Genomic DNA, 13,499 nt, shown 5'->3' with positions numbered 1-13,499 from the left:
GTACCTACGCTTGCGAGCAAACGTCTTTAATCTAGTTTGAATACACACATTTGTGCTGTACCCGCGTTTGCAAGCAAACGTCTTACAATTCAATTTTGATACACACATTCTGTGTTGTACCCAAAATTGAATTATTAATCATCAATTTTCAGCACCGCCATGAACGCTTCCTGCGGCACCTCTACGTTACCAACCTGCTTCATCCGCTTCTTACCTTCCTTCTGCTTCTCAAGCAGTTTCCGTTTCCGCGAGATGTCACCGCCATAACACTTGGCAAGTACGTTTTTACGCATTGCTTTTACCGTTTCACGAGCTACAACTTTGGTACCTACAGATGCCTGGATTGGCACCTCGAACATTTGCCGTGGAATCAGCTCACGCAGCTTCTCACAGATAATGCGTCCGCGGTTGTACGCACGGTCACGGTGAACGATGAAGGACAGGGCATCGACCTGTTCGCCATTGAGCACAATGTCCATTTTCGCCAGATTGGACTGACGGTAACCAGATAACTCGTAATCCAAGGATGCATAACCTTTGGTGCTTGATTTCAACTGGTCGAAGAAGTCATATACAATCTCGGACAACGGGATCTCATACGTAATGGTAACCCGGGTTGTGTCCAAATATTCCATATTCACATATTCGCCGCGTTTATTCTGGCACAGCTCCATAATAGTACCTACATAATCATTCGGTACGATAATGGCTGCCTTAACGTATGGTTCTTCGACATAATCAATCCGCCCTACCTCAGGATAGTTGGATGGGTTGTCAATTTTCATCACTTCACCATTCGTCAAGGTCACGTGGTAGATTACACTTGGTGCGGTTGTGATCAACGGAATGTTGAATTCACGCTCGATCCGCTCCTGGATAACATCCATGTGTAGCAAACCAAGGAATCCGCAACGGAATCCAAAACCGAGTGCACTAGAAGTCTCAGGCTCAAAGCTGAGCGACGCATCGTTCAACTGCAATTTCTCCAGTGCTTCACGCAGATCAATATAATCCGATGTTTCAATCGGATAGAGACCGCAGTAAACCATTGGATTAATTTTGCGGTAGCCCGGCAAAGCTTCAAGTGTTGGATTTTTGGCATCTGTTACCGTATCCCCGACTTGAGTATCGCCTACATGCCGAATACCTGCAACGATAAACCCTACATCGCCCACGTTCAGCTCGTCCACGATCGTCATACGCGGTTTGAAAGCTCCAACTTCAATAACTTCAAAGGATTTACCTGTTGCCATCATTTTGATTTTGGAACCTGATTTAATCTTGCCGTCGATAACACGCACGTATACAATTACGCCTTTGTACGGGTCATAGTGAGAGTCAAAAATCAGCGCTTTCAAAGGCTGGTCAGGATCACCTTGTGGAGCTGGAACACTTAGCACTACTTGCTCCAGAATTTCTTTGATACCAATTCCCGCTTTGGCTGAAGCCAAAACCGCATTACTTGTATCCAATCCAATGACATCTTCCACTTCCTGTTTAACCCGATCCGGGTCAGCACTTGGAAGGTCAATTTTGTTGATTACCGGTAAAATTTCAAGATCATTATCTAATGCCAGGTACACGTTAGCCAGCGTCTGGGCTTCAATACCCTGAGCCGCATCCACAACCAGCAAAGCACCTTCACATGCAGCAAGGCTGCGTGATACTTCATACGTGAAGTCTACGTGTCCAGGCGTATCAATCAGATTCAACAGATACTCTTCGCCGTCATCGGCTTTGTAAGTCAGCGCTACCGCCTGCAGCTTGATCGTAATTCCACGTTCGCGTTCAAGTTCCATTTGGTCCAATACTTGTTCTTGCATTTCACGTGTAGTTAGCGCACCTGTGTACTCCAAGATCCGGTCCGCAAGTGTTGATTTGCCGTGATCTATATGTGCAATAATTGAAAAGTTACGAATTTTACGTTGTCTTGCCCGAATGTCAGTCATTCCTTACCCCCAGAAACAGCCTAGTGTCAATCACTTCATTATAACAGTTGATGCAGGGTGCATCAATCCCGCGTTGCCTCAACTTTATAATTATCGTCACAATTGCGAACTCCCAAGGGTTTATTTTGCCTGTTTTTCATAACCTTTTATTCAGCGACTCCGCTAAATAAGGATACTACCCACTTCATTCCGTTATGGGACAGATTTTGAAGAAGACCTGCCGTTTTGTCAGCCAGCACGTCGACCGGTGCTTTGCTCTGCTCTGCGCCAAGCACCTGACTCGGTGACAGAACAGGTACCACTGGGGGTTCTTTGACCTCCTGTTGTACCACCGCGGTCGGAACAGACTCGGTAGCCGGTGACACCGGCTCAGTTTTCACCACTGCAGGGTTGTCAGTCGAATTATCGCCCCTATTAAAACTGCTGCCTGCCAGCTGCATTCCAAACAGAACACCCAGCAACATTAATACACAGATGGAAAACAATCTTTTGCCGAATCTGGACACGTTCCTCGCCTCCTGTTTTATCTTCGATTCTTGGATTCTTCTATTATTCCATATCAGGAATACTAGCCACCTTGTGATGTCTTTTCCGCACTCGCTTTGTCCACCTTCTGATCATTCCAGTACACCTCTGCAATCATGTCGGCGAGTACTTTGGATGTCCGCTCCAGTTCAGCAGCCGTATTGTCGATGCCGCCAATCTCAATCAAAATGCTGTTGGGAGAAAGCGTCTGGTTGTATTCACCATTGTTGGCCCCGCCGCCGTCCTTGCCCCATACGCCCCGAGATACCCCTGGATATTTCGCTTCCAGCTTCTTATGAATTTTGGCCGCAAAGGCCTCATTCTGCTGCCAGTTTGGATTCTCATGTCCTATAATAAAATATACTTTGGCATAACCCAGATTATTAATGGTCGTCGTTGTTTTGTTATGACGTTGTGAGTCACGGTGGATATCGATGAGATACGTAAGATCGTCATTTTGAGCGAGTGCAGTTTTCACCGTCTGACGAGAGTATTTATAGGAATAATTCCAGTTATAATCCTTCACCTTGGTCGGATAATCTTCCTGTGCATGCTCCACCCCAATCCCCAGCTTCTCCAAACTGTCGGATAAGTAGGTTCCCACTTGAAAAACATTGCCCGTCGATTTACCAGAAGAAGGATTGTCACTCTTTGTGCCCAAGAGAGGATTGTATCCTTCACGTGGATGGGAATGGTAGACAAGAATCGCTTTTTTTCCTGTCGTTGGTTTGCTTGGTTCATCTTTACCGCCACTCTTCGGTGGGGGATCACCCTTTACTTCGCCATCACCCGGATTCTGCGGATCAGATGGATCGGGGTTATCCTGACCTGGTGGGATATGCTGCTCGCCACCTGATTTCCCTCCGCCTGCCGATGCCGTATCAATGAGTCCAGGACCCGGCTGATAATCTTCTGGAGCTTCAGCTTTTTCATTTCCCGAGCCCGGTCGCAGCAGTACAGGTTGATTGGAACCCATGCCAGGCATTTCTCTAGCGATCAGGCTTTTGGGGTCTTGCGGATTCACATTCGTCAGCAGTTGGAACACAAACGAAGTCAGATTTTCACCAGAAAATGCAGAGGCTTGTTCCTTCTGAGTTAGATGCGGCATTTCCATGCCGAGCATGTCCACAAAAAAACTGCTTGATACGGCTCCCGCAAACCCTTTCATAGAAGAAACGGGTGAGCTATTCAAACGTTTCTCTGCCATCCCCCCTAGACCGAGTACAACAAAAAACAAAGCAGATATGATCATAAGCAACAACAACGTACGGCCCATGGCCAGCACGTGCAAACATCTCTTTTTCCATTTACCAATATTCCAGGCCAATATTTTGTTCATTGCTTCTGTCTCCTTCCCTGCTGGACAACGCTTATACTTCAACTCTATGAGCCTGCCAGATTTGATAGAACAGGAAAAAGAAGATTGCACAAAAAAAGAAAGTCCGATAGATTCGGACCTTCTTCACAGGAGTCTCAAGCATTTAAATTTCAAATGTTAATTAATGGGTGTAGGCAGCTACATTCTCAGCATTTACCGCATCATGGAGCGCGGCATTCAGACCGGTTGCAATAATATTGGCAATATCTTCGACAAATTCGTCGATTTCTTTGGGGGTAACGATCAGATCATGACCTAGTGGCTCCAGTACCTCTTTTACCAAACTGAGACGGTCATTTTCGCCGATATCGTCCAGCATGCCCATAATCTGTTTCGTTTGGTCGGTCTCTTGCCGAAAATGAGTACGCATCATTTCGATGACGTTATTCACGATGGTTGACGCATAACATACGGTAGGTACACCGATGGCAATGCAGGGAACACCCAATATTTCACGTGTAAGTCCACGTCGCTTGTTCCCAATTCCTGAGCCAGGATGAATGCCGATGTCTGCCACTTGAATCGTTGTATTAACACGTTCGAGGGAGCGTGAAGCCAGCGCATCAATCGCAATGATTGCATCCGGTTTCGTTCGATCCACGATCGCTTGTACGATGTCACTCGATTCTATACCCGTCGTACCCAGCACACCTGGCGCAATAGCACTGACTTCTCGATAACCGGGTGCAACCTGATCCGGAACCAGCTCAAAATACTGACGGGTAACCATCAGATTCTCCACTACCAGCGGACCAAGTGAATCAGGCGTGACGTTCAGGTTGCCCAAACCCACAATCAGCACCTTGGAAGTCTTGTTAATTCCCGCTTTGGCCAAAAAATCTTCCATCTCTCGCGTGAATTCTGCCGCCACCCGCTCCTGAAGATCGGTATCCCCGTTACGAAGCGATGGAACCTCCAAAGTGACATAGTGCCCCTTTACACGCCCAATTGCTGTAGCGGCTGCATCATCAAGCACATCAATACGTGTGATTTTGATACCGTCTTTCTCATCCACATCCTCCCGCAGCCCGGGAATCGTCTGTTTCTGCCCCCCCTGAGCCATCTCCTTGGAGTCAATTGCCAAGTCGGTACGAACTGCATAATTTTGCAAATCCAGTGTCATCTGTCCCTGCCTCCCTTACCGCATTTGAGCATATTGTGTGGGAAAATGGTGTGCTTTATGCAGCACTATCGAACATCATAGGAAAATCTGTTGCAATTTGCATGCCACCGTGCTAGAATATTTTAAGTTGTGAAACGTTTGTATTCATGCAAATGCCTTACAGGAGGTGAATGTAATGCCAAACATCAAATCCGCTGTTAAACGCGTAAAAACGAGCGACAAGCGCCGCGCACTCAACGCTTCCCAGAAATCTGCACTCCGTACAGCTGTTAAAGCTGCTGATGCTGCTCTGGTAAGTAACGAAGTTGATACTGCAAAAGCTGCGATTCAAGCTGCTTCCAAAAAGCTGGACAAGGCTGTAACTAAAGGTCTGGTTCATAAAAATGCTGCAGCCCGCAAAAAGTCTCGCTTGGCGAAAAAACTGAACGCTCTTTCCGCACAAGCGTAAGAAGCGTTACTTATACGATCTAATGGAAAAATCCTGAACAGCACGAGCTTTCAGGATTTTTTAGTATCTGATTCTATAAGCACTCATTCAAAAGGGGCGGCCTCTATTCCGATGATCTCACCATCAACGGAATAGAGGCCGCTTTGTGTTACAGTTATATCTAAGTTTAAGCACCGAGCCTTAACAAGAAAAGCTCCAGTCCGAGCACTTTATCCACTGCCCCGGTCTTCATCTGACAATCCAGTTCACTGAGATGACTCAGAATTAGCCTCAAACGTTCTGCCTGAAACTTGCGAGCCTGTTCACCAGCAATTTTGACAGCATACGGATGCAGACCAAGCTGGCTGGCAATCTGCTGTTGGGAGTAACTCTGCTGCCCTAACTCTTTTACCTGGATCATAATTCGGAATTGACGGGCAATCAACGCTGCAATTTTAATCGGTTCTTCACGCTGCTTCAGCAACTCATAAAAAAGACCCAAAGCCTTCTCTAATCTCAAGTTAGCAAGCTCCTCCACCAACGCAAACACATTCTGCTCGGTACTTCGCGCCACCAGTGATTCGATATCCGCGCGTTTAATCGTGCCTCCGTTACCAGCGAACAAACACAATTTGTCCACTTCCGCAGATAACGTCTGCAAGCCTGTTCCTGCATAACTCACAAGCGTATCAGCCGCTCCAGTCTCAAAAGATACATCCCGTTGCTTCGCCAGCTTTACAATCCAACCCAGCAGCTCTTCACCACTTAGCGGAGCGAACGCAAGGACAACGGCTTGTTTCTTGGCTGCCTTGACTAGTTTTTTACGCTCATCCAGCTTATCCCCTTGGGCCAGAAACACAATAGTACTATAATCTGCCGGATTGTCCATATATGTAAGCAGCCGTTCAATCTGGTGATCAATTTTGGAATCCTTGCCTGCTGTAAACAAATTAGCATCGCGAACGATAATGAGTTTACGTGGAACAAGAAAAGGAACCGTCTCCGCTTCTTCAATGACCACCTCCACAGGTGTCTCAGAGAGATCATATGGAATTATCGCAAATTCTCGGTGTTCTTCTTCAATTACCTGTTGTTTTAACATATCCGTAAATTTCTGTATCTGGTACTTCTCCGTTCCGTACAGCACATATACCGGAGCCGTTTCTCCATTACGTATTGCCTTTGTCGCACTCTTTACATCCATCACGGTGCCCCCTTATCCCTCTTATCCTACCAGAAAACGTGACAGACAACAAAGGGGCCTTACATCCGGTTAACGGATGAAGGCCCCCTGTCCTACATCTATATAAACGCTGACACCAACAATTCTAGAAAAAGCTGGTGCGCGGTCATACGACGTCAGTTATGCCAACTGAGATAGGACGTTGTTGTTACTTTCAATATATTCTTGATACAACAGAAATGTTCGGCAAGTCTTGAGGCCAAACGTATAATTTACAGCCTATTTGCCAGAGGCCCCGCTTGAACCAGTGAACACATTAAACGATTTCTTCACTGTTGTCCCATCTTGATCTGTCTCGTAATTAAATACGGTGCTATCCTTGGACCAGCTCGCAGATTTTAGTGTACCCTCCACACTACGTTGCTCGACCAGATTAAGCACATCCGGGTCAGCGGCAGGTTTAGAGTAAATGCTGATCTGATCGCCGAGCAGCATGACCAGATAGGAGCCATCGGGTGACTTCCATTCTTTTGGAGTCGTCGTGGCAAGTGCACCTGAATCCGTGGCAGCCAATCCCTTATTTCCTCCCGCTGCATCCATGCCTGTCTCGGAATCAGGACTCGTCACGCCCTCTGTTGGCTCTTCTACCTTAACATCAGGCATATCCTGAGAAGTAGTGAATGATTGTGCATCCCCATTTTCAGGCTCCGTTGCTCCGCTCTCAGTAGAACCTGCCGAAGGTCCGGTAGCAGCTCCTGAACCCTGACTTTTTTGCTGATCTGCACTCTTGGTACTATCGGCAGGATTGGAACTGGAAGGGGCGTTTTTCGTTGCATCACTCTTGTTCAATTCTGATCCAGTATCTGGCTGTTTAGAAGGTTGGTCTTCCTTCAATTCTGGTTCCTGCACCTTTTCTGAACCCTTTTCTTCAGGACCAACCTCTTGAGCTTGTTTATCTTCAGCGGATGGCTGACTTTCCGAACTATCGACCCACACACTGTTATCGCTCTGTAGTGAGGAGGAAGAATCTTCATTGTTGATCTCTCTGCTCAGTGGATTTTGATCCTCATTCCCGCCTTCTTGGGTACTGCCCGTGCTCATTATCATTTCTGCATTTTCAATCTTCTCTGGCTGATATCCAAAAATGGCAACGCCCAGTACAACAGCGGCTGCTGCTGCGCCCATGGACATCCGGCCCGCCATAGAATTCAACCATTTTTGCTTCGGTTTCCGCTCACTTGAACGCTGTAAATTCTCAAATGCAGCAGGGACAGGACTCATTTCCTGTATGGTACTGCTTTGTTCCCTTTTCGCTTCATCGATTGCATCCAGTTGCGGCATAATGGCATCAACCAGACTGAATCTCGGGGTTACCTGCGGCAAATCTTCCAGTTCTCTGGAGAGAGCTCTGAGCAAACTAAAATTTTCGGCGCACTCCGCGCATTGGGCCACATGCTGTAGCATCTGCGCAGTTTCCGCCTCGCCCAGATCATGATCCAGATACCGGTGCATCCATTCCACCACCTCTTCGCATTTCATCCTGTCACACCACCTTTCTGATACTCCTGTAGTAGATTCTGTAATTGCTGTCTGGCTCTAAATAAATAAGATTTAACCGTATTCAACGGAAGATCGAGGCAATCCGCAATTTCGTTATAGGATAAGTCCTGCAAATATCTTAGAACAATAACGGTACGATGATGCTCAGGCAGCTTGTTAATGGCATCCTGAATATCCTTTGCCACATACGTGGACATCACTTCGAATTCCACATCCTGATTGTCCTGAAAAACCATATCATGCTCGTCAATGGAGACGGAGGGCTTGGTTCTTCTGAATTTATCAATACAGATATTCGTGACGATGCGCTGAACCCATGTCTTAAACTGGGCCTTTTCCTCATATGAATTAATCTTGGTGTAAATTCGGATCAACGCTTCCTGAGCAGCATCCAAAGCGTCTTGTTCATTATTTAGAATGTAATATGCGGTCCGATAAACATGCTGTTCAATGTCCCGCAATAGGGTAATTAGAGCGTCGCGATCGCCCGATTGAGCGGCTCTGATGAGTTCCGGCTCTACCACAAAGGATCCCCCTCTCCCTGCAACCTTACAGACGTGACCATCAATAAAATTGTTGCAAAGTTAAGTATTTTTTTTATTGCCATAACAAAATAACGGCTTATGTATTGGGGCCGCTGAAATCTTCTCTTAGAATAACAGAAATTGCATAACGAGTCATCAAGCCAGCTCAAAAGTCATTCCAGTACTTACACGACTCAATTTTATTACAATGGCATACATTATAGCTAACAACACTTATAGCATTGAAAATAAAAAAGTTCAAATTTTGTACAAATTTAAGCTCGTTTTAATGTAATTTTCATGAAAACAGTGTATTGTAAATTTACATTCATAACACGAGGTGATGAGCATGCCAGCTCTTGCAAAAATTCAAGCGTTAAAAGAACAAATGCCCAAAGAATATCAAAGCATATCCCATTTTGTGGAACATGCTTTGCAGTCTATTGATACCCTGGTTGAGGAACATCGGAAATACACCGCTGCACAGGCATTATACGGCGATAAAATCGTCGGATCGGAAGAACGCTTGTACAGAGAAACCGTGCTTGATGTACGAGCACAGCTGTTGCTGACGCTTGAGAAAACCGTAGAAGATCTGTTGCACAAAGGCGACAAACATTGGAGTAAACACTTCAAAGATGGCGTTGAATAATTCGTTGTTATAAGTCATTCCAAAATTAGCCCGCTTTCCGGCATTCTCCCCGAGGAGTATACCGGAAAGCGGGCTTTTGGTTTCATTCTACGAGCAAATGATGTACTTCATACAGAAAATTTATACATGACAAGCAGTTGTGGATTGGGAATGTGTGGGTTTTTATCTTTCTTGAGCGAACATGATGAACACAGAAGTATTACGCATCTTTCACGAAAGAAACAACTTTTTACATTAATTTCACATAAATAGCATAATTAATCCCACTTTATAACTTAAAATAGAAAATATAGGTGCGTAGAGGAGCGAAATCAGACAACTAAAGGAAAACCGAAAACTATTTTTATAGTAATTCAAGCCGCACACACGAATTAAAACTCACAACGGCGCAACAACATTTCTAAGCAGATATGAGGCAGATTAAATGAATTTGAGAACCTTTTTAAAATACTTCCTAGGATTTTTTCTACTCTGTAGTCTATCATTTATTGTATTCAATATGATAATACGCCATAAAACTTGGGATCAAATCGATCACACGATTAACTTATTCAGTGCGACTATAATTAGCTTAATAGTTGGTATTTCAAAAGCAAGAGAGTAATCCATTTTAGCCAACTCCCACAAAAATTCATGAATCATCCATCGTCAATTTATAGCGTACATCAACCTTCCCATCTTTGATCTTCATCTGAATCTCCCCCATTTGATCAGTTCGATAGATGTCTGCACCCGAATCTACAAGACGTTCAAGCACCCCAGGATTGGGATGTCCATATGTATTGTTGGCCCCTGCAGAGATCACGGATGCAGATGCATTCCAGTACTTCAACCAAGCTTCCGTTGACGATGTTTTGCTACCGTGATGTGCGACTTTTAATACATCTATGGTGACAGGAACCTCCTCATGATTCTCCCCCGAGTGACGTGTGAACATCTCCTGAACAGAAACATCTGCTAACGTAGCATCCGCATCGTATTGTCCAAACGAGGCTGCAAGCGACCCATCCTGAATCATAAAGAGCAGATCCTGCTCGGCTGCAGCATCCATGTCTCCCGTGAACAATAAGGAGGCGCCTGCCATTTCCAGCATAAAGACAACCGAATCATGATTCTGATGTTCCGATACGGGTAATCTTTCTCCTGTGTCCATCGCCTTCTCCAGATCCGGATATATAAAATGCAATCTGGTTTCTCCATCCGGAGCGTAAGACATCCCTTGGCGAATCGCATATAACGGTATCCGCTTGTCTATAACGGTATCCAGCAATTTCTCAAAATTGGCTGTACCGCTGGTTGTCCCATTGAACATGAATCGTTCCACCGGGATCTGTTCGAGCACAGCCTGCAATCCCCCGGCATGATCCTGATCGGCATGGGTTACGATTACGGCGTCCAACCGATGAATGCCCCGCTTTTTCAATAAAGGAACGACCACCTTGGCTCCTACTTCGTATGGATCGCGCCGTGTCTTCCAGGATTGTTCAGACTTCCCGAATTGGACTGTACCTCCACCATCGACCAAAATATGTTTACCTTCAGGTGTTGTAATAAGTGTACTGTCCCCTTGTCCGATATCCAAAAACTGCACCACTCCTGTCCCCGCAGGCTGCGGTGTCTGGTATGCCCACCATAATCCCACCACAAAGCTGAGAGCCAGCAGCGCACACATCCATTTGTGGAAGACGTTCATCCGTTCACCAGAGTAAAAACCCGCCCCACGCGCAGCAAATGCACTGGTATATTCCGGCCAGGCAATACTTGCGCTTAATGTTGTCATCGAACCAGGACTAGCTTCACGTCCACCTTTGTTTAATCCTTGTGATGATACATTAGACAACCCAGACAGCCCCAGAGCCGCTTTAGGCGTTCCCCCAACAAATCGGCGATCCAGCGGAGCCGTATCCTCTTCTGTGCCCTGAACTACAGGCTGGTCACCTCGACCGCGATGAAGGATCCGCAAAAGTGTATAGAGAACGGCATAATATGCTGCAATCCAAAGTAGCGATGGGGTAGCCCAGATCAACACAAAACCAGGCAAACTATTCATCCACTCCACACTTACAAAGGTCAATTTGTTCAGCATAATAGCAATCCACGCCAATGGTTTAACCAGAGGCATCCAAAGAAACGATAAAATCAGAGCGACCGTTCCCAGAGGAAGTACAATGGCACTAATCAAAGATACAAGCAGGAAGTTTGCGACAAATGAAAGCAGTGAAAACTGGTTGAAATACAGAATCGTGACCGGAAAAGAAATGAGTTGTGCTGTTACCGTCACAGAAGCTGTTGCTGCAAGTCCCTTGGGCCAACTGCTAAATATCCGATTAATCAGTGGCATATAAATCATCAGTCCGGCTGTTACCAGAAAAGATAATTGGAAGCTCACGCTTAGTAAAAAATACGGGTTCCACCACATCATCAACAACGCCGCTGCACTGATCATCTGCAATCCGTCCCTGGCAAGGCCACGCCGTGCCATATACAAGCCAATCATCGACATGATACCCGCACGAATCACCGATGGCGAACCGCCAGACAACAATACATATGCAGGTATTAGCAGCAACACAATGGTGAGCGAGGTTTCTCGGGTTAACCTAAGCCAGGATAAAAGGAGCAGCAGGGATGCCACATACACCGCGACATGTGTTCCGGAGATCGCCAAGATATGAGTTAAACCAAGCTGTGAAAATTGTCCATATGTATCCGGATCGATGTCATTAGCCATCCCGATAATCAGACCTTTCATATAGCCCGCATGAGGTTCGGGAAATATCTGTTCTACTGCTGCGCCAAGCTTATGCCTGACGATGTCATTCCACCGAAGGATATTGAATTTTCCCATCCCTTCAGGAGGAACAGTGGTTACTGAACTGGCCCCCTTCACTTTAAACAACCAATGGATATGAAGAGTCCTTAAGTAATTTCGATAGTCAAACCCACCAAAATTTCTAGCTTCGCCGGGAAGCGCAAGCGCACCCGTCAACGTGATCGAATCTCCTCGCTTCCACCCCGCTGCTACTTGTTGTTCTTCTTCCTCAGCTAGACGAACTTGGACCATTAGATGTTCTCTCACATTAGGCACAGTTCGCCCTTCCGAAACTGCTGCTGTTGATGCATCGGAGAACGGAAGCATCGACGTGACCTGCATTTCAAAATCGGCCCGATCCCCATCTATGCGTACATCAGACATAAGCTTACCTTCAAAGGTAGCTGCATAACCGTCCAAATCCTCCGCATCGGTTTGTGTGATATCGGGCAGACTGCTCCGATTCTGCGCATCATTCCATTCCCAATGCACTGCACCCCCAACGAGTGCTCCAATCAGTAACAAGATGGACCAACCGCGTATATCAATCCATCGTAGTAAAAGTGGCAGACAAACGAATGCCCCGATCATTCCCACGATCAAGGACCAACCCGATAATGCACATGCCATCCCACTACCGCATAACCAGCAGACGGTAAATACCAGTAAAGGCCTGCCTTTCATTTTCTCCCCCTCCTTTGTGTCACCCACATGAACGCAGAAAAACCCCCGGCAGCTGATACAGCAACCGGAGGTTCTTCCCCGCTAATTTGAATATTATATTGGTTCTAATCACTTACCGTCATCATCGTCTCACGTGGAGGCTGGTATTTTTCCAGCTGACGAAACGTAATGCCTTTTTGCTTCATCATGTTTGTAACCTTACCTGTATCCTTGGGATATGGGCGATGAAACACGATTTCTGTAATACCGCTATTCGCGAGCATATTGGAGCAAGTCCAGCAAGGTTCATCCGTGACATATACAGAAGAGCCTTCGCGGTCAATTCGATCGGTGAACAAAAGCAAATTCTGCTCCGCATGAATAGTACGAATGCAGCGTTGCTTTTTAACCATTTCCTCCTGACCGTCGGTTACCACCAGCTCATATTCTTCCGAGATCATGCATCCTGCTTCAGAGCAGTCCGGAACCCCCATGGGCGCACCGTTATAGGCTGTTCCAAGCAGTTTCTTTCCCTGCACAAGTACGGCGCCAACATGACGGCGTGAACAGCGGGAACGGGTAGAGACCATATATGCGATGTCCATGAAATACGTATCCCAGTCTTTGCGTACGTCTGCTGTGCTCATAACCGTTTCCCTCCCATCTGATACAAGTTGAACCCATCCTACGTTCTTATGTCATT

The 13,499-nt window shown here is 46.2% G+C and carries 11 protein-coding genes; 2 read left to right on the top strand and 9 right to left on the bottom strand.

Annotated features, from left to right (window positions below; all coding sequences use genetic code 11):
* Positions 1-134: 134 nt before the first annotated feature.
* The 4 genes from lepA to gpr all read right to left on the bottom strand — a co-directional run bounded on the left by lepA (position 135) and on the right by gpr (position 4,975).
* Complete coding sequence (gene lepA / locus gpAD87_RS03820; RefSeq protein ID WP_064636361.1) at positions 135-1,949, bottom strand: translation elongation factor 4; 1,815 nt, start codon at positions 1,947-1,949, stop codon at positions 135-137.
* A 146-nt stretch (positions 1,950-2,095) separates the two neighbouring features.
* A complete protein-coding gene (locus gpAD87_RS03815; protein WP_064636358.1) occupies positions 2,096-2,455 on the bottom strand; it encodes a hypothetical protein in 360 nt (119 codons plus the stop codon).
* Positions 2,456-2,517: 62 nt separating this feature from the next.
* Positions 2,518-3,813, bottom strand: a complete 1,296-nt coding sequence (locus gpAD87_RS03810) for a stage II sporulation protein P (RefSeq protein ID WP_064636355.1) — start codon at positions 3,811-3,813, stop codon at positions 2,518-2,520.
* 160 nt (positions 3,814-3,973) lie between these two features.
* Positions 3,974-4,975: a GPR endopeptidase gene (gene gpr, locus gpAD87_RS03805; protein WP_063567283.1), complete on the bottom strand. Its 1,002-nt coding sequence runs from the start codon at positions 4,973-4,975 to the stop codon at positions 3,974-3,976.
* Positions 4,976-5,150: 175 nt separating this feature from the next.
* On the opposite strand from gpr, the gene rpsT reads away from it, so the two are divergent.
* Positions 5,151-5,423, top strand: coding sequence for a 30S ribosomal protein S20 (rpsT, locus tag gpAD87_RS03800; protein ID WP_024628504.1), 273 nt, complete (start codon positions 5,151-5,153; stop codon positions 5,421-5,423).
* Positions 5,424-5,589: 166 nt separating this feature from the next.
* Here the strand turns inward: rpsT and holA are convergent, their stop codons facing one another.
* The 3 genes from holA to gpAD87_RS03785 all read right to left on the bottom strand — a co-directional run bounded on the left by holA (position 5,590) and on the right by gpAD87_RS03785 (position 8,669).
* Entirely contained in the window at positions 5,590-6,606 is a 1,017-nt protein-coding gene (holA, locus tag gpAD87_RS03795; RefSeq protein WP_064636353.1) for a DNA polymerase III subunit delta, read from the bottom strand.
* 258 nt (positions 6,607-6,864) lie between these two features.
* On the bottom strand, positions 6,865-8,124 hold the full coding sequence (locus gpAD87_RS03790) for an anti-sigma factor family protein (RefSeq protein ID WP_064636351.1): 1,260 nt from the start codon (positions 8,122-8,124) through the stop codon (positions 6,865-6,867).
* Positions 8,121-8,669: an RNA polymerase sigma factor gene (locus gpAD87_RS03785; protein ID WP_024628507.1), complete on the bottom strand. Its 549-nt coding sequence runs from the start codon at positions 8,667-8,669 to the stop codon at positions 8,121-8,123. Before gpAD87_RS03785 ends, gpAD87_RS03790 begins: the two co-directional genes overlap by 4 nt.
* Before the next feature lie 349 nt (positions 8,670-9,018).
* Between gpAD87_RS03785 and gpAD87_RS03780 the strand changes: the two genes are divergently transcribed.
* Positions 9,019-9,321 carry a hypothetical protein gene (locus gpAD87_RS03780; protein WP_053781298.1) on the top strand — a complete coding sequence of 101 codons (303 nt, stop codon included), beginning with the start codon at positions 9,019-9,021 and terminating at the stop codon, positions 9,319-9,321.
* Between the two features lie 631 nt (positions 9,322-9,952).
* Here the strand turns inward: gpAD87_RS03780 and gpAD87_RS03775 are convergent.
* On the bottom strand, positions 9,953-12,817 hold the full coding sequence (locus gpAD87_RS03775) for a ComEC/Rec2 family competence protein (protein ID WP_064636349.1): 2,865 nt from the start codon (positions 12,815-12,817) through the stop codon (positions 9,953-9,955).
* A gap of 104 nt (positions 12,818-12,921) precedes the next feature.
* Positions 12,922-13,443, bottom strand: a complete 522-nt coding sequence (locus tag gpAD87_RS03770) for a deoxycytidylate deaminase (RefSeq protein WP_064636347.1) — start codon at positions 13,441-13,443, stop codon at positions 12,922-12,924.
* Positions 13,444-13,499 lie beyond the last annotated feature (56 nt).

It is taken from the genome of Paenibacillus sp. AD87 (assembly GCF_001659845.1).
GTDB classification, from domain to species: domain Bacteria; phylum Bacillota; class Bacilli; order Paenibacillales; family Paenibacillaceae; genus Paenibacillus; species Paenibacillus marchantiae.
This window is presented reverse-complemented; position numbering and strand designations above follow the sequence as displayed.